A 17,499-nucleotide genomic window follows, 5' to 3' on the forward strand; every position below is an offset into this window, starting at 1 on the left:
ATTTGAACATACGCACAGGGCTCTCTGCCGCACGCCCATTGTCCTGACAGTATTTATCCAAAAGCTCGTTATATATAAAACTAAAATCTATAAGCTCGTTAATCTTGCGCAGCAGATTCTCCTTAGGGACAATCAGATCGTAGAGCCTGGAAAATTCGCTAAACTGGATTTTTTGTTGTTGAAGAAGCATTTTAAAGGCCGTTCTGGTACACCTTTAAAATACAAAAAAAGGAGCAGAAATTATTAATTTCTACTCCTTTTTTCTGACCCAATCTTGAAGGGACTTTTTCAGTGCCCTCCTGATTGTTGAGCATTTTTTGAAAGAATCAAATATGATTGTCTAGTTTGTAACTTTTACTATTTCTATATCGAAATCGAGAGGAGAAGAACCATACCCTAAATCTGACGGGAGAATTAAACGTATTTTACCTCCAGCTGTTATTTTCCCAGGCAAAATCAACTGCCATCCCTTAACCAGATCACCTAAAACGCCAGTAAAATTTCCATCAGTGCTTGTTTGAGCCACTACTCCATCCAAGGTTCTTAACGTATAATTTGCAACTATTGTAGAATTTAAATTAATAGCATCAGTTCCCGTACCAGGTGTAATAATACTATAACGTGCCCGTGATGGATCCTTAATCATTGTTAAATTATTATTGGCAATTAATTTATTGATTTCAAATTCATCTATTTCATGTCTCTTAGATTCGGCATAAATTCCTAGATCAACTATAATGTTTTCATTAGAAGCAATATTAAGAGTACTTAAACCATTTTTGCCAAAAACCATATTAGATGGCATAATTAACGTTGCTTTGCCGCCTCTTTTTAATTTTGTTAAAACTTCTCTAATTGGGGTGAGAAGATACTGCCGTTGTTCAAATTCAAACCGATCCGTATAACCTAAAAAATTACCTGGGATCATTAAATCAGTTGATTGAAAAAAAACTTGTCCTGGTAAAGTTTTAAAACTATAAGAATAATAAACCGAATCCTGATTTGCGACAGCTGCACCAGAACCTAGGTCGGTGAGTTTATAATAATAGCCTTTTGTATCTTTGGTGAAGGTAAGATTGTTCTTTTTAAGATAAGCCTGGATAGCGGCATCATCTACACTTTCAATAGACTCATATTCTTTTTTACATGAGCTGAAGATTGTAGTAGCCAGTAAAAGTGCGAATAGGCTAAGTTTAGTAAATTTGTTCATTTATTATTGTACGTCTGTAAGTGTTATAGTTAAATATAGCATATCAATAGAATAATACGTTTAAACTTAACCATCAATCGCAAAAATAAGCTTTTAATACTGATGCTACAATTTTTAACCTATTTTAACAAATAAGCCTATTGTTAACACTGAATGATAACCTATTGTGTGTTCGAAAGCTGAATTGTAAAATCCAATACCGAATTACCTGGAATAGAACCTACAGCTCCACTTCCATACCCTAAACTTGGAGGAACGATTAATCTAATTTCGCCGCCTTTTTGAATTTTAGGAATGCCTATTCTCCAGCCCTGTATTAATTCTGCCAGATTAAAGGTCTGCTCTTTGCCACCACCATTATCAAACACATTACCATTTAACAACCTGCCCTCATATTTGATGGTGATTTTAGTATTGCTGGGATAAGCAAAAGAACCCGAACCTGGTTTAATGATCTGATAATATAAGCCAGAGTTATCTCTAACTGCATTAATATTATTTTGTTTGATGAAATCGGTAATCTGTTTTTCAGGGTCTTCATCCTTTTTACAAGATGAAACTGCAGCTACACATAAAAAGAGTATGGTAAGGAATCTAAATTTAATCATACGCGAAAATAGGATTTTAATAGTACAACTCTAAAAACTAAGCTAATTTTTCAAATGTGATGAAGCACATAGCCGTGCTTTCATCGGTTTCAGATGCTTCGTGCCTCAGCATGACAGCATATTGTGAATTCTGCAAGAAAAAGGATAACGTTTCAATCGGGCTAATTATTCAGGTTTTGCGGTCCTGTTAACCCGAATCTCCGAACCTTAATTTCACAAACCAAAAAAGGTTTAGCGCCTGAGTTAATACACCCAGACCCTAAACCTTAAGCCCTACACCCTAAACCTACCTTAAAAGATATATTTATTTGCTTCGATCAATTGTTGCGCAACTCTTTGACGGGCATCTTTAACATTAAATGGCTCCACCTTTGTAAAGCGGCGTAAACCAACCAACATCATACGTTGCTCATCACCTTCGGCGAACGCCCAAAGTGCTTCTTTACCTGCTTTGGCAATACCGTCAACCGCTTCTACTAAATAAATTCTTAATAGATCTAATTGACCTGCAATGGCTTCTTCGCCGCGGGTACTTGCTAATTTTTCTGTTCTCAACAGAGCAGATTCGAGCACATAAACATAACTGGCCATGTCGGCAATGTTCATTAGAATTTCCTGCTCTTTGCTTAAGGTCATCATCAACTTTTGTACCGCAGCACCAGCTACCATTAAAGTTGCTTTTTTCAAATTCGAGAGTACCTTTTTCTCTGCAGCAAATAAGGTGGTATCTTCTTCACCAAAATCAGGAATGCTCATCAATTCGGCTGCAACTGCTGTAGCTGGTGTCATTAAATCCAATTCACCTTTCATGGCGCGTTTCAGCATCATATCAACGGTTAACAAACGGTTAATTTCATTTGTACCTTCGAAAATCCGGTTAATACGTGCATCACGGTAGGCCCTATCCATTGGTGCATCGGCACTAAAGCCCATACCACCGTAAATCTGCACACCTTCATCCACAGTATAATCTAAAGCTTCAGAACCCCATACTTTTAAAATGGCACACTCTACCGCAAATTGCTCAACAGATTTTAACCTCGCTTTACCAGATTCCATTCCACCTGCAACCAGTTGATCGTAAGTATCATCAATATTCTGACCTGCACGGTAGTTCGCCGCATCAACAGCGTAAAGTTTGGCGGCAATTTCTGCAATTTTAAAACGGATAGCGCCATATTTAGAAATCGGGCGACCAAACTGGATCCGTTCGTTCGAATAATTAATCGCTGTATTTAAAGTAGCTTTTGAAGCCCCAATAGCTGCCGCCGATAATTTGATACGGCCAATATTTAAAATGTTAACCGCGATTTTGAACCCGTTTTCTCTATCGCTCAACATATTCTCAACAGGTACCTGGCAATCGTTAAAGAAAACCTGACGGGTTGAAGAACCTTTAATACCCATTTTGTGCTCTTCGGGATTCATAGTGATGCCACCAAAATCTTTCTCCACAATAAATGCAGTTAAGTTTTTATCATCATCAATTTTAGCGAAAACAATAAAAATATCGGCAAAACCACCATTGGTGATCCACATTTTCTGTCCTGTGATGATGTAGTGTTTACCATCATTGCTCAGCGTGGCTTTGGTTTTTCCAGAGTTTGCATCCGAACCTGAGTTTGGCTCGGTTAAGCAATAAGCAGCCTTCCATTCGCCCGAACCGAGTTTAGGAATATACTTTGCTTTTTGTGCTTCATTACCATAATATAAAATTGGTAAGGTACCAATTCCTGTATGAGCAGAAAGTGCAACCGCGAAAGAGTGGCCTGCACCTACCACGTCTGCAACCAGCATGGAAGTATTAAAGTTTTTACCGAAACCTCCATACTCTTCTGGTACCGAAACGCCTAAAATACCCAATTCGCCAGCTTTGGTTAAAAGTGTCGGCATGAGTTCAGGATCTTCCTGTTTATCAATTTTATCTAAATTGGGATAAACCTCCGCGGCCAAAAAATCGCGACAGGTTTGCGCAATCATCTGCTGCTCTTCATCAAATTCTTCAGGAATAAATATTTCCTGATATGTGGTATCCTTAATTAAGAATTCACCGCCTTTAATTGTCTTTTTTTCAGTTGTTTCCATTGTTATGAGATTTGAGAAATGAGATTTGAGATTTGAGACCTGCCCAAATCCAAACCCAAATCATTAATGTTATTTTTTAAAATCCGTCATGCTGAACTTGTTTCAGCATCTATCTTGCTTAAAGACCCTGAAATGAATTCAGGGTGACGATCGCCTTAAATATGGACTTTAAACATCTGTATCTATTGTACTTGCAAATTAGCCCATTACAAAAGTTCAAAAATACCTGCGGCACCCTGCCCTGTTCCTACACACATGGTTACCATTCCGTATTTCTTGTTCTGTCTTTTTAATTCGTTCATAATCTGTACGGTCAATTTTGCTCCGGTACAACCCAGTGGATGACCAAGGGCAATCGCACCTCCGTTTACGTTAATTACATCAGGATTTAAATCCAGTGTTCTGATTACGGCTAAAGATTGAGAAGCAAAAGCTTCGTTCAGTTCGATTAAATCGATATCTTCTTTTTTCAAACCGGCTTGTTTCAACGCTTTTGGAATCGCCTCGATTGGGCCAATCCCCATAATGCGTGGCGGAACTCCTGCGATACCGTAACTTACCAACCTGGCAATCGGTTCTGCATTTAATTCTTTCATTTTCTTTTCAGAAACCACCAAAACAAAAGCTGCTCCATCAGATGTTTGCGATGAATTACCCGCAGTTACACTTCCAACCGCATCGAATACGGGTTTCAATTTCGCCAACTTATCTAATGTGGTATCTGCACGTGGACCTTCATCGGTATCAACCACGTAAGAACGGGTTTTCTTTTTAAGGTTTGCATCAAGGTAATTTTCGTTTACGGTGATTGGCAGAATACCATCTTTTAAATGACCGTTTTTTATAGCATGAATAGCTTTCTCATGAGATTTTAACGAAAAAGCATCCTGATCTTCACGGCTCACATTATATTCTTTAGCTACTGCCTCGGCGGTTAAACCCATCCCCCAATACCAGTCTGGATTGTTTTTTGCAACTTCTGCATTTGGTACAAGCTTCCACCCACCAAAAGGCATTCCGCTCATAACCTCTACCCCACCGGCAATAATACAATCTGCCATGCCAGCCTTAATTTTGGCAACTGCCGTAGCAATGGTATCTAAACCCGATGCACAGTAGCGGTTCACCGTAACACCAGGAACTTTATCGGTATCCAAACCCATTAGCGAAATCATACGGCCAATATTTAAGCCTTGCTCTGCTTCCGGCGTAGCGTTACCTACTATTACATCATCAATCTGTTCGTTATCTAAATTCGGAACTGAGGCCACTAAAGCCCTGATTACTTCTGCGGCTAAATCATCAGCTCTTGTAAAACGGAATACGCCACGGGGTGCTTTGCCCACTGCTGTACGATATCCGGCTATAATATATGCTTCCATTGTTTAAGTATCTAGTAGCTAGAATCAAGTATCAAGACTTAATCCTCGCAATATTTTATTTGTTAATTAATGTAAGTAAAGCTTTATTCGACAATCGCATCTTGATACTTGATACTCATATCTCAATATTTAACTCACTAATTCCTCAACGGTTTCCCCTTCGTAATAATTGATTGGATCCGCTCTAGCGATTTCCTTTCGCCAGCAAGTGATAAAAATGCTTCTCTTTCCAGATCCAATAAATATTGCTCGGTTACTTCTGTTGGAGCAGATAAATCGCCGCCACACATTACATAACCTAATTTTTCAGAGATTTTTTTATCGTGTTCGGAAATGAAATGCCCGGCATACATACTATTTGCACCAGCATAAACAATTCCTAAACCTTGCTTTCCTAATACTTTAATATCGTTCCGTTGCACGGGCTTCGTATAACCGGCATCAGCAAGTTCTATTGCTTTAGCTTTTGCATCGGCCAATAAGCGGTTCCGGTTCATCGAGATCGAGAATTTATCTTTTTGCAGATAACCCAATTCGTAAGCCTCGTAACCTGAAGTAGAAACTTTCGCCATTCCGATGGTTAAGAAACGGTCTTTCAAAGCATTTTGCACAATCTGATCGTCTTTATATTCATCAGAAGCACGTAAAGCAAATTCTTTTGTGCCGCCTCCACCAGGGATAACGCCTACACCAAACTCAACCAAGCCCATATAGGTTTCGGCCGAAAGCTGAACATGATCGGCATGTAAACTGAATTCGCAGCCACCGCCCAAGGTTAAATTATGCGGAGCAACCACCACCGGAATAGAAGAATAACGAATACGCATCGAAGTGTTTTGGAACATGCGGATTGCCATGTTCAATTCGTCCCACTCCTGCTCTACCGCCATCATAAAAATCATACCCACATTTGCTCCGGCAGAAAAATTTGCACCATCATTACCGATTACCAAACCGCGGTAATCTTTCTCGGCCATATCAATCGCTTTGTTTATTCCAGAAATCACATCACCGCCAATGGTATTCATCTTGGTGTGGAATTCTACATTCAGAATGCCATCGCCCAGATCGATAATCGAAACACCTGAGTTTTTCCACAGCGTTTTATTTTCGCGGAGGTTATCCAAGATGATAAACTCATCGGTTCCCGGTAAAATTTTATAACTTTTAGAAGGGATATCGTAATATTTTTTAACGCCATTTTCTACTTTATAGAATGAAGTATTACCGGCACCGAGCATTTCGTGTACCCAAGCCGCAGCTTTATTGCCATATTGCTCCATTCCTTCGATGGCTTCTTTTACACCAACTGCATCCCATAGCTCAAAAGGGCCCAACTCCCATCCAAAACCTGCACGCATGGCATCATCGATACGGTACAGTTCATCAGAAATTTCAGGGATTCTGTCAGATACATATTCGAATAAACCAAAAGAAGAATGGCGGAACAACTCGCCTGCTTTATCTTTTCCTTTTGCAAAAATCTTCATACGCTCACGAAGGTTTTCAACCGGCTTGGTCATTTCTAAGGTAGCTGATTTTACTTTTTGCTGTGGTTTGTATTCTAAAGTTTTTAAATCAAGCGCAAGGATTTCGGTTTTACCATCAGCAGTTTTTATCTTTTTATAGAAACCCTGTTTGGTTTTATCACCAAGCCATTTGTTCTCTTCCATTTTTTGCACGTATGCTGGAAGTTTAAACAAATCGTGTGCTTTATCATCCGGACAATTATCATAAAGTCCTTTTGCCACTTTAATCATGGTATCTAGACCTACCACATCCGAAGTGCGGAAAGTAGCCGATTTTGGTCGACCCAAGGCTGGTCCGGTAAATTTATCAACCTCTTCCACTGTCAGATCCAGTTTTTCAACCAAATGCAAAAGTGCCATGATGGAATAAACACCTACACGATTGGCGATAAAAGCTGGTGTATCTTTACATAAAACAGTTGTTTTTCCTAAAAATTTATCGCCATAATGCATCAGAAAATCAACAATTTCAGGCTGTGTGTGTAGCGTAGGGATAACTTCCAGCAATTTTAAATAGCGGGGCGGATTAAAAAAGTGTGTGCCGCAGAAATGCGATTTAAAATCATCGCTCCTTCCTTCAGCCATTAAGTGGATTGGAATACCAGAAGTATTCGAAGTAATTAATGTGCCGGGTTTACGGAACTGCTCTACCTGCTCAAAAACTTTTTTCTTGATATCAAGATTTTCGACCACGACTTCAATTACCCAATCGTAGCCGGCAATTTTCGACATATCATCGTCGAAATTCCCAGTTTTGATCTTATTTAATGCTTTTTTGGTATAAACTGGCGATGGATTTGTTTTTACAGCCGTTTGCAAAGCTGTATTAACAATCCTGTTTTTTACGGCTGGATTATCCAGTGTTAATCCTTTTGCCTGCTCTTCGGGACTTAGCTCTTTGGGGGCAATATCTAACAGCAAAACCTCTACGCCAATATTGGCGAAGTGGCATGCAATACGCGACCCCATAATACCCGAACCTAAAACTGCAACTTTATTAATGCTTCGTTTCATTATCTATTTGCTTTTCATAAGTCTGGTAGAGCCATTTATGTAGCAACCTACCAAACAGGTTTGATTGTTATATTTATTAATCAACAGTATAGGCTACCGTGATATCATTTAGTTTTATCAATAAATTAATAAAAGTCTCTTTCTCCTTTTTAGAGAAATGCTCATCGAGATATTCATTAAATTTCCGGACAACACCTTTGGCCAATTGTTTTTTCTCTTTGCCGAAATCAGTTAGAAAAACCTTAACGGATCGTTTATCGCCTGCAGATGTTTCACGGTAAATGAGGTTGGCCTCTTCCATATTATTTAACATACGGGATAAACTGGTAGCTTTAACCCCAAGCAAGCCAGCTAAATTTGAAACCGCAGTTCCCTCGGCATCATCTATATTAATAAGCATGTAACCAATGGCTTGGGTAATCCCAAAACTAGATGCCATTTGATTGTACTTATTAAACATATTTTGCCAGGCAAACTTAACGTGGTAATCTATGGTTTGTTGTTGTTTCATTTTTGCTAATTTATTATGCTTGCATAACAAAGCTAATGAATGTATTTTGTTAATGCAATAGAAAAATTCAAAATATTTGTCAAATTTTTCTTATTATAGTCAAACACAAAATGAAAACACTTAATATGTTAAAAGCTAGAGGAATTCTCCTATTTAGCCTGTTTATTTTATGGGCTACAATTTGTAAAAGTCAGGTATCTTATTTTGGAGCTGCTCTTTTAAACAGTCAAAAATTAGAGACATTTAAAAAAACAACAACCCTGTTTACTTTACAGTATGCTGATTATACCGAACTGGAAAAATTTGATCGGGCCATAAAAAAAAACTGGACCATCACACCTTATAAAATTATTAAACCCGAAGAGCTTGCCCGTTACGATACGCTTTCAAATTATTCATTCTTTTATTTCGATGGTTATGCCAATAAGCTGGATAGCACCAAAAATGTAAACGTAGTTTATGCATTAAAGCTGGTTAGTCCATCCAAAAAACCTAAAAAAAAGGAAGAAAGTATACTTGCAACGATTACGCTTTTTGCTGATCGGAACACCAATCTTCAAATAGAAATTCAGGACGTCACTACTGGCTCAAAAAGAGCGATAAGAAATAACCTTATATCAACCCTTTACAACAAGTCGAATTTTCTCAATTGGTCGCCAGGATTTTTAACGGGTTATTTAAAACAGATCAATGATGGATTGCTCGCAAACGAGAATTGTAATTTAGATTACCAATTTTACAATAAGGTACGTTTACCAGAATTAGCAAGGGAAACCTTGTACGTGCCTGAGTATATCAAGGAGGTATTCTCATCCAAACTGGCACTTTTGCCTCAATCGGGGGTAGTTTTAGAACCTTATAACTACAAACTCAAATTTGTATCGTACAAGGGATTAGATAGTTTAATTTTTAATACCGGAACGAATATTAAGTATGTAGTTTACACTCAACGTTCTAATGATAAAATAATCAGTGTTTATGATAGCAAAGATGATAAAATCATTTATCAACGGTTTTATCCACAATCTCCGAATTTTGAAATGAATGATTTGAGCGAAATCAAAAAGGTAATTGTTTCGCTTAAATAAAATGTCTTTGACGATCCGCATAGATGTATTAATGTCTCACCAAGACATTAGAAATGCGAAACTTAACATTACAGAATTACCTTATGTCGTAGAAGACGCAACGACTAGAGTCATGCAATGACGCCCTATTAACCTGTCATTCTGAACGCAGTGAAGAATCCTTAACAGAAGAACCATTGGCCTTGCAATCTCACAAAGCCATTTCACCAAAGTATGCATAAAAGATCCTTCACTGCGTTCAGGAGGGCAAATTTGCTTTTATAACCATAACCAGAAAGCAGCTAGTTAAAATTAATTAGATTTTAGAAAAAAGGTGATTTTGGTATATAAAAAAAGCGCCCCAATAAATCGAGGCGCTCTAATATGTGTGTTAAAACAGACTAGTAAAGGGTAAACTCTACACGACGGTTTTGTTGACGACCAGCCGCTGTTTTGTTAGTAGCAATTGGTTGGCCCATACCATAACCTGTAGCCTCAATACGTGATGCATTTGCACCTTGAGAAACTAAATAAGCTTTTACAGATTCTGCTCTATCTTTCGATAAACGTAGGTTTAATTCTTTTGAACCTGTATTATCTGTGTGACCAGCTAATTTTAAACTGAAGTTTTTCTGAATTAACAGTGCTGCAACTCTATTTAATGAAGTATAAGATTTAGAACGAATGGTTGCTTTACCTAAATCGAACTCTAAATTTTTAATCGCTTCATTAACAACTTTACGATCTTCTTCTGTTACGATTACTTTCTCTACAACTTTTTCTGGTGTTTTTAACGGACAACCAGAACCATCAACAACAGTACCTGCTGGTGTATCCGGACATTTATCCAATTTATCTGCAACACCATCACCATCTGTATCTTTCAAGATGTCATTCATTTCCGAACGTAGTTTTGCATTTTCAGCTTTTTGAGCATTTAAATCAGATTTTAAACCTTCTGCAGTTTGTTTTGCTTTTAAAGCTTCATCATAAGTTAAAGCTACCGGGTTGTGGAAAGCCAATTGTTTTCCGCTACCTAAAGCAAATTCTAAACCAGCATAAGCATAGTTATATTTATCGTTTCCGCCTCTGTAGTAACCATCTAGGTTATCACCATCAACAAAGTTGATTGTCCAACCTAAATCTAAGTTAACTGCATCAGAAATTTTAAATTTAGCACCTAAACCCACTGGAATAATTAATTCGTTAATGTTATCTCCACCACCAAATTCTGAAGTTCCAGCTGCGGTAGTAATTGTAGGTTTGTAAGCTGCAATACCAGCACCAGCTGAAGCATAAAGTTGTAAAGTGTTCTCTTTTTTAAACATATCGATATTGAACATGTTTACTACAGCATTTAAACTTCCAGAGTATGATAACTGGGTGTCAAAAGCCCTAACTGGAGAGTTATTTACCACTCCGCTTTCATAAGGCTCGGTATTATTGCCTTTTAATTTACCACGAACTCCATCTAAACGAAGAGAGAAATATGGCGTAAATTGTTTTTTAATGTAAAGGCCATAACCTAAACTTGATTTGTTGTTACTGAAATCATTTTTTCCACCTAATGGTGATAATGGCGTAAGTACACCAGCGTTTACACCGATAGACCATGTTCTGAATGTTGTTGTGGAAGTTGCAGGGCTTTCCTGAGCTGAAGCAACCGACCCGATTAATAAACCAGCGAGGGCAACCGGTAGTGTTTTAAATAGTTGTAGTTTCATAAATTTTCTTTTAACGTTGAATAAGCGTTGGCACAACTATTACAATAGCCATACCAAAAATACAAGCATGTAAAAATACTTATCAACTTTTCAACACTAATCGACGATGCGATACACAAGCAAAACTAAAAAATAAGTTATAAATAGTAAACGCATGGCTTTTAATCCGCTTAAACCTTATTGGTCTTCCAAAATCAAAATCTTCATTTTCGTTCTTAACATCCCATATTTCTTGTAGTTATTTTACGGATAGGGAATCGGCAGTATCCTCCTGTTAAAATAGATCAATGCCAATTTATCAGGTTGGCAAGTCACTCCTGAGAATTATGGGTTAATATTTTCACTCCTTTTTTTGATCATACATTGCCTCATGCTGTAAGCACATCGCCAAAATATTGTACACTATTTGATATCGCCGGCAAATTTCCATCGGGTACTGAAATTTTCAGGTAATTGCTGGTTGATCAATAAGGCTCTTACCATTTCTACAGGCATATTATTTTCGCAGAGTATGCGATTATGAAACTCGATATTGGTCATTTTACCACTTTGCACCAGTTCTTTATGCAATGCCCTAAACTGTAATCCACCTAACATATACCCTATTTGGTATAACGGTCCGTAGCCCCCAGTAAATGATCTACGCACCTCGGCTTCGGCATTGGCACGCTCAAAACCCACACGATCTACCAAAAAGTCGATACACTGCTGAGGTGTCCATTTGCCTAAATGGTAGTTCATTGAAAAAATGATACGCGCACAACGGTGCATGCGCCAAAAAAGCATCCCAATTTTATCTTCCGGAGATTTTGCAAAGTTCTGGTCCCACAGCAACATCTCCCAGTACAGCGACCAGCCTTCCGTCCAGAAAGGCGTGCCAAATACTTTGCGATAAGGTTTGTAGCGGCTCTGCATATAATACTGAAGGTTATGCCCAGGAATAAGCTCATGAAAAACTACAGCTCTGGAAAAATGCCTGTTATTGCCTCGCAAGGTCATCATTTTGGCATCCTCGCTCATGTCTTCTGTTGGATAAGCAATTAATACGGATTCGCCACCTAGAAAAAACGGTGCAAACAATTGTTCCTTCGGACTTAACATGCGCATGCGCCAGCCTTCTTTGGCCAGGGCCGGAATGGCGATGAGTTTATTTTTCTCTACAAAGTCTATGGCTTCATTGGCCAGTTCATAAACCAGTTCGGGCTGTTTTCCCAATTCAGGATAATCTGTTTTTACTTTTTCAAGTGCTTTTTTCCAGTCGTTACCAAAGCCCATTTGTTGCGAGGCTTTAAGCATTTCGGCATCACACCAGGCAAATTCCCTCATGGCAACGGCCTCAATCTCCTCAGGTGTATAAGCAATCATCTCATCTTTTAAGCTGCTTAATAAAGCTGTTCTTCCTATCGGATTGCCAATAATGCCACTTCCATCGTCTTTGGCATTTGACGGTTTAGCTATTTTACCCAGTGCAGCAGCATAATCCTTTGCGGCATCTACTACTTCAGGATAAACTGCTTTGGTAGCTTTGGTAAATTGCGGATCGTAACCATCATAAAATTTATAGGCTTCGGTAAATACAGCCAGGTATTGGTTAACGGTTTCCTGCGCCCAAGAAGCCTGTACTGGCGTAACTGCCAAGTCTTTGCTTTCTACAGCTTTTGTGGTTTTCTGAATAGCCTCTTTCAGTTCTTCGAATTGTTCTTTGGTAATTTTGCCATCTTGCTGCTGACCAATTCTTCGCTTTGCTTCAAAAGCTAATAGTATTTTGGCAAAAGGCAAAGCAAAAATGCTGCTTTTAAATTCGGCGTAGTGCTGTTGTAAACTTGCCGAATCTGATCGGATATCGCGTTTAAGCAAAATATAATCTACCCTTTCATTTACCGTTAGCTTATTAAAAGGCAATGCCCTTAATTGTTTTTGCCATTCAGCATAAAAGCGTTCCATCCGCTTAAAGTATTCTTCCGATCGCTTGAGCGTATATTTACGGTTTAGCATGGTCTTGTCTGATTGGTATTGATTAATCAGTGGACTTACCAGGCTGGCTTCATTAGTTTGAGCGTGTATTTGTACTGTAACGGTTAGAAATAAAAACAGTGGAAATAGTTTGCGCATAGTGATTGGGGGTATTTTTGATTAGCTGGCGCAATATAGCTAAACTGCGAAGTATTTGCCACAGGGTGCCTGTGTAACTTATTGAATATTAGATAAAGGCAGCTCAATTAAATGTTTAAAAAATAGTTAAGCGCAATGCCTTTAATCCGCTTAGTCCCTGTAAATCTTCCAAATCAAGATCTTCGGTTTCAGATTTCAGTACGCCAGTTTCCTGCAGGTATTTTACAAACGGCAGGTAATCTTCAATATCTCTTTTATTGAAATAGATCAGTGCCAGTTTATCGGGCTGGGTAAGGCGCTCCTGCGAATTGCGAATGAGTATTTTATCAATCCTTTTTTTGATCATCTGATACCTGATGTTGTAAGCGCCTTCTACATCGAACTTTCGCTCATCTATCCTAAAACTAATATCTATTGGATGGTTGTGAATAAAGATAAGTTGCGTAATGGCCAGCTTAACGGCCAAATCGGGCTGGAGCTGCTGCACCATTTTGGCAATCTCAGCCATTGATGACAGTTGCCATAACCGTAGATTTTTAAGGTGGAAGTGATTAAAAATCCGATCAGGTGCAATAGACTGCCCGATATAGATGTCGTATTCAACACCATCTGTTCTGAATTTTTCGAAATAACAGGGATAAGAATCTTGAAGTTTTTCGCGTTCACTTTCAAAATAATTGTTAATAGCCGTATTGATCAGCTGCATGGATGTTTCCAAAGCCTGACGGTGTTTATGCACTTCGCCATGAGGCATCGAAATGCGGTCAAGGTATTTACCGATTACCTTTTGAGTATTAGGATGCGATTGGGAAATGAGCTTTAGGTAATCGCTTGTTTCTTCTTTAAGGAAAATATTGAGGCTGTTTTCATCAGTTGTATTCAACTCATCACCCTGTAAAATATCACTCCACTTGTTGCAGTTAAAAATGATCTCCACCAGCAAAGCATCGCTATAAGTTTTGCTCAGCTCTTCCAGCGTTTCACGAAACAGACTCAGGTGCAGGCTCAGATCGGCCTTACTGGCTACATTACGTTCTGTGGTAGAATTTCTAATATCTATTGCGCCATAAAAAGGGTAAACGTCTGCAAAACTAATGTCGTCATAACGCTGTGGCAAATTCCTTTTCTTATTGTAAAGATGATGCCAGGCAGCTTCATTAAACTTCCACTGTACAGCAGGTTGGATAGAGGTATATTTTTCTTTGATGATGTTTTCAATCTCGAGGTTAAATTCGTCGATATAGACCTGTAAGAGCTGAGCAATAGGTGCTAAGACGGGCTCCAATAAAGTAATTTTCTTTTCATCGAAAGTTTCACCAACCCAGGTATGCATCCCCAGTACACCTACCAAAATCTGGTTGTGAAATACAGGTATGAGCGCCATCGATTTTACATTCAATTCCCTAAACCTGTCTAACCAGGGAAACATCTCTTTGCTTTCGGCCCAGATATCGGGCGAGTAAAACGAATTCGGGTTTGCAGCATAACCTTCGGCAATCTGCCGAAAAGCTTCAGGACTTAAAGTTTCTTCACCCCAGACCGAAAACAACAGACCACTTCCTCCTTTTACATACCCGTAAACCATTTTGTTGTTTACCCTTACGAAAGGGAAAAGATCGAATTGGATATTGGCATTTTGCACCATCACTTTAAGCGATTGTATCACTTCTCCATAAGCGACACCCTCACCGCCAGGCACGCGGCTCAACCTAACGCTTTTAATATTTTCTACAGCCTGTTTGGCGGTAACATCGGTAATGGTAAGTACCGAAATACCTCTAAGCTCAAAAAGCGTTAGTGGCAGCACCTGCTGTAGCTTATCCAATCCAGATTCTTCACTCAAATATTGCTGCAGCTCGCGATAACTTAGCTTGGGCAATGCTTGTTTAGCCCTTACTTCGATAAAACTGGCATTAATACCAATATGAAAATAACCTGGCAAACCAGTATCAGCATTGATGCCCGAATGGTATTTTTCTTTTAAAGGTGCGTGGAATGCGTATAATTCGTTAAGAATGAAGGAGTAGATAAAGTGCAGGCGATCATGCTCATGTTGCTCAAGCGTTTTTGAACCGACAAAACTGTTTTGATCTTTCTCTTCATGTTCGAGTAATTCGTACATCAGTTCTGTTCCATAAAAAGTAATGGGCTGCATTGGCGCACAAAGCCCCCAAGCCTGATGATCTTCTGTTAAAAGTGCTGGCGAAAGACAGGCATACATATGCTCTAACAGTAATTCGTGCTGATAAATATCGTCGATAGCAATAACCTGATTGTCAATCCCCTGTTTTTTAAATTCTTTTAAGGCATTGCTATAAAGGGTAGATTTTACGGTCCGTTCTTCTTTAATTTTTCGTTGCAGGTATTTGATAAAAGGGCCAAAAGAGATGGCCGAATCTACCTGGGGTAAATCTGGGTAATTTCGGGCATGATTAAATATGCGCTTTTTCATCTCTTTTAACTTTAAATCAGAACAACTAATTGAATTGCAAAAAATTGACTAATGCTAAGATAAAAAATAGATGTGAGAAATTGCTACCAGCCAATAGCCTTATCATCTCCCCTCGGGTCGGCGCCCCCTTGATAATTGCCCCATTTAGTTTTTAAGATGGCATCTACCCTGCCAATCGCACCTCTTGGTACAATTTTATAGCCTTTTGCTTTTAATTTTTCTATTGATAGGCTATCGATAGCATCTTTTTCTATATACACCTCATCTGGTAACCATTGGTGGTGAAACTTTTTAGCAGCTACAGCCGACTGCATCGACATGTCGAAATCGATTACATTTATAATGGTTTGAAATACAGATGTTATAATGGTTGAACCACCTGGAGTACCCACTACCATAAATAATTTTCCATCTTTCTCTACAATACTCGGTGTCATAGAGCTTAACATTCGTTTATTGGGTGCAATTGCATTGGCTTCGCCACCAACTAAACCATACATATTAGGTGCGCCAGGTTTAACAGAAAAGTCGTCCATTTCATTATTCAACAGAAATCCTGCTCCTTTTACGGCAACTAACGATCCGTAAGAACCATTTAAGGTGGTGGTAATCGAAACGGCATTTCCCTCGCGATCTACAATAGAGAAATGAGTGGTCTCTTCGTGTTCTGCCCCTTTTATTTCGCCTGCCAAAACAGCGCTGCTTGGGGTTGCTGCCGCCCAGTTAAAGTTTGCCATGCGTTTTTTATTATAATCGGCACTCAACATTTGCTGTTGTGGAACAGCATAAAAATCGGGGTCGCCTAAATGTGTTGCCCGATCGGCATATACTCTTCTTTCTGCTTCTACAATTACCTGAACTGTAGAGTCTGCATTATGCCCCCACTTTTTTAATGGAAAATTTTCTACACTTTGCAGCAATTGGATCAGGGCAATACCTCCGCTCGAAGTTGGCGGCATGGTAATAATTTTATAGCCTCTATAGTTGCCCGTTATGGGTTTACGCCAGGTAGCGTGATAATTTCTTAAATCTTCTTTTGTAATAAGTCCATGGCCTCGTTGCATTTCTGCCACAAGCGAATCGGCCACAGCGCCTTCATAAAAACCTGCCCTACCTTTTTCCTGGATCAGTTTTAGCGTATTGCCAAGCTCTTTTTGAACCAGAAGATCATTTTCCTGCCAGGTACTTTCTAAATTTACTAAGGCCGTTCCATCGGGATTAAAATCCATAAACTTTCTATGCAAACCATTCAATTCACTCGCTTGCCGCTTAGTAATTTTAAAACCATTTTGCGCCAAATTTATTGCCGGTTGCAATACCTGTGTCCAAGAAAGCTTTCCATATTTTTTGTGTGCCTCTACCATGCCGTCTACTGATCCTGGTACGCCAGCGGCTAAATGTCCATATAAACTTTTATCTACAATTGGATTACCGGCCGAATCGAGATACATATCTCTGCTGGCTGCAACAGCTGCTTTTTCTCTAAAATCTAAGGCATTTATTTCGCCGTTGGCACCGCGGTACACCATAAAACCACCTCCACCAATATTCCCCGCATTTGGATAAACCACAGCAAGTGCAAACTGAACAGCAACAGCTGCATCAACCGCATTCCCACCCTTTTTTAAAATATCTATACCAACCTGCGATGCTTCCGGATGGGCAGAAACCACCATCCCATTTTTATATTCACCACTGTTGTTTTTACCCAATTGGCCGGTTACACAACCAGCCAATAACAGTACAACACTTAGGTATATTAACGATTTTTTAAAGTTATTGAGGGGCTTTATAGTATTCAGCAT

11 protein-coding genes and 1 pseudogene are annotated in these 17,499 nt (G+C 39.0%); 1 reads left to right on the forward strand and 11 read right to left on the reverse strand.

Features of this window, described 5'->3' with window-relative positions; translation table 11 throughout:
* The 7 genes and pseudogenes from EYS08_RS12080 to EYS08_RS12110 form a co-directional block, all read right to left on the reverse strand.
* Positions 1 to 190, reverse strand: a pseudogene (locus EYS08_RS12080) (IS5/IS1182 family transposase); the annotation flags it as partial.
* A gap of 150 nt (positions 191 to 340) precedes the next feature.
* Entirely contained in the window at positions 341 to 1,210 is an 870-nt protein-coding gene (locus tag EYS08_RS12085; protein ID WP_131030283.1) for an FKBP-type peptidyl-prolyl cis-trans isomerase, read from the reverse strand.
* Positions 1,211 to 1,371: 161 nt separating this feature from the next.
* The gene (locus EYS08_RS12090; RefSeq protein ID WP_131030284.1) at positions 1,372 to 1,818 is read right to left on the reverse strand and encodes an FKBP-type peptidyl-prolyl cis-trans isomerase; all 447 of its coding nucleotides are present in this window, start codon (positions 1,816 to 1,818) and stop codon (positions 1,372 to 1,374) included.
* A gap of 291 nt (positions 1,819 to 2,109) precedes the next feature.
* The gene (locus tag EYS08_RS12095; RefSeq protein WP_131030285.1) at positions 2,110 to 3,903 is read right to left on the reverse strand and encodes an acyl-CoA dehydrogenase family protein; all 1,794 of its coding nucleotides are present in this window, start codon (positions 3,901 to 3,903) and stop codon (positions 2,110 to 2,112) included.
* A 206-nt stretch (positions 3,904 to 4,109) separates the two neighbouring features.
* Positions 4,110 to 5,285, reverse strand: coding sequence for an acetyl-CoA C-acyltransferase (locus tag EYS08_RS12100; RefSeq protein ID WP_086547852.1), 1,176 nt, complete (start codon positions 5,283 to 5,285; stop codon positions 4,110 to 4,112).
* Positions 5,286 to 5,422: 137 nt separating this feature from the next.
* Positions 5,423 to 7,828 (reverse strand): 3-hydroxyacyl-CoA dehydrogenase/enoyl-CoA hydratase family protein, encoded by a 2,406-nt coding sequence (locus tag EYS08_RS12105; RefSeq protein WP_208745849.1) that lies wholly within the window; start codon positions 7,826 to 7,828, stop codon positions 5,423 to 5,425.
* Between the two features lie 76 nt (positions 7,829 to 7,904).
* A complete protein-coding gene (locus tag EYS08_RS12110) occupies positions 7,905 to 8,339 on the reverse strand; it encodes a MarR family winged helix-turn-helix transcriptional regulator (RefSeq protein ID WP_055903221.1) in 435 nt (144 codons plus the stop codon).
* A 110-nt stretch (positions 8,340 to 8,449) separates the two neighbouring features.
* Between EYS08_RS12110 and EYS08_RS12115 the strand changes: the two genes are divergently transcribed.
* Positions 8,450 to 9,427 carry a hypothetical protein gene (locus EYS08_RS12115; RefSeq protein ID WP_131030287.1) on the forward strand — a complete coding sequence of 326 codons (978 nt, stop codon included), beginning with the start codon at positions 8,450 to 8,452 and terminating at the stop codon, positions 9,425 to 9,427.
* Positions 9,428 to 9,807: 380 nt separating this feature from the next.
* Here the strand turns inward: EYS08_RS12115 and EYS08_RS12120 are convergent, their stop codons facing one another.
* The 4 genes from EYS08_RS12120 to ggt all read right to left on the reverse strand — a co-directional run bounded on the left by EYS08_RS12120 (position 9,808) and on the right by ggt (position 17,499).
* Entirely contained in the window at positions 9,808 to 11,130 is a 1,323-nt protein-coding gene (locus tag EYS08_RS12120) for an OmpA family protein (RefSeq protein ID WP_131030288.1), read from the reverse strand.
* 402 nt (positions 11,131 to 11,532) lie between these two features.
* The gene (locus tag EYS08_RS12125) at positions 11,533 to 13,242 is read right to left on the reverse strand and encodes a DUF885 family protein (RefSeq protein WP_131030289.1); all 1,710 of its coding nucleotides are present in this window, start codon (positions 13,240 to 13,242) and stop codon (positions 11,533 to 11,535) included.
* Between the two features lie 115 nt (positions 13,243 to 13,357).
* A complete protein-coding gene (locus tag EYS08_RS12130; protein WP_131030290.1) occupies positions 13,358 to 15,694 on the reverse strand; it encodes a GAF domain-containing protein in 2,337 nt (778 codons plus the stop codon).
* 83 nt (positions 15,695 to 15,777) lie between these two features.
* Positions 15,778 to 17,499 carry a gamma-glutamyltransferase gene (gene ggt / locus EYS08_RS12135; RefSeq protein ID WP_131030291.1) on the reverse strand — a complete coding sequence of 574 codons (1,722 nt, stop codon included), beginning with the start codon at positions 17,497 to 17,499 and terminating at the stop codon, positions 15,778 to 15,780.

This window comes from Pedobacter kyonggii, assembly GCF_004310665.1.
Taxonomy (GTDB): Bacteria; Bacteroidota; Bacteroidia; order Sphingobacteriales; family Sphingobacteriaceae; genus Pedobacter; species Pedobacter kyonggii.

Bases quoted from the DNA above. Each gene is read 5' to 3' on its own strand.
- EYS08_RS12085 (WP_131030283.1), bottom strand. From the start codon at position 1,210: ATGAACAAATTTACTAAACTTAGCCTATTCGCACTTTTACTGGCTACT.
- EYS08_RS12095 (WP_131030285.1), bottom strand. From the start codon at position 3,903: ATGGAAACAACTGAAAAAAAGACAATTAAAGGCGGTGAATTCTTAATT.
- EYS08_RS12120 (WP_131030288.1), bottom strand. From the start codon at position 11,130: ATGAAACTACAACTATTTAAAACACTACCGGTTGCCCTCGCTGGTTTA.
- EYS08_RS12100 (WP_086547852.1), bottom strand. From the start codon at position 5,285: ATGGAAGCATATATTATAGCCGGATATCGTACAGCAGTGGGCAAAGCA.
- ggt (WP_131030291.1), bottom strand. From the start codon at position 17,499: ATGCTGAATACTATAAAGCCCCTCAATAACTTTAAAAAATCGTTAATA.
- EYS08_RS12105 (WP_208745849.1), bottom strand. From the start codon at position 7,828: ATGAAACGAAGCATTAATAAAGTTGCAGTTTTAGGTTCGGGTATTATG.
- EYS08_RS12110 (WP_055903221.1), bottom strand. From the start codon at position 8,339: ATGAAACAACAACAAACCATAGATTACCACGTTAAGTTTGCCTGGCAA.
- EYS08_RS12125 (WP_131030289.1), bottom strand. From the start codon at position 13,242: ATGCGCAAACTATTTCCACTGTTTTTATTTCTAACCGTTACAGTACAA.
- EYS08_RS12130 (WP_131030290.1), bottom strand. From the start codon at position 15,694: ATGAAAAAGCGCATATTTAATCATGCCCGAAATTACCCAGATTTACCC.
- EYS08_RS12090 (WP_131030284.1), bottom strand. From the start codon at position 1,818: ATGATTAAATTTAGATTCCTTACCATACTCTTTTTATGTGTAGCTGCA.
- EYS08_RS12115 (WP_131030287.1), top strand. From the start codon at position 8,450: ATGAAAACACTTAATATGTTAAAAGCTAGAGGAATTCTCCTATTTAGC.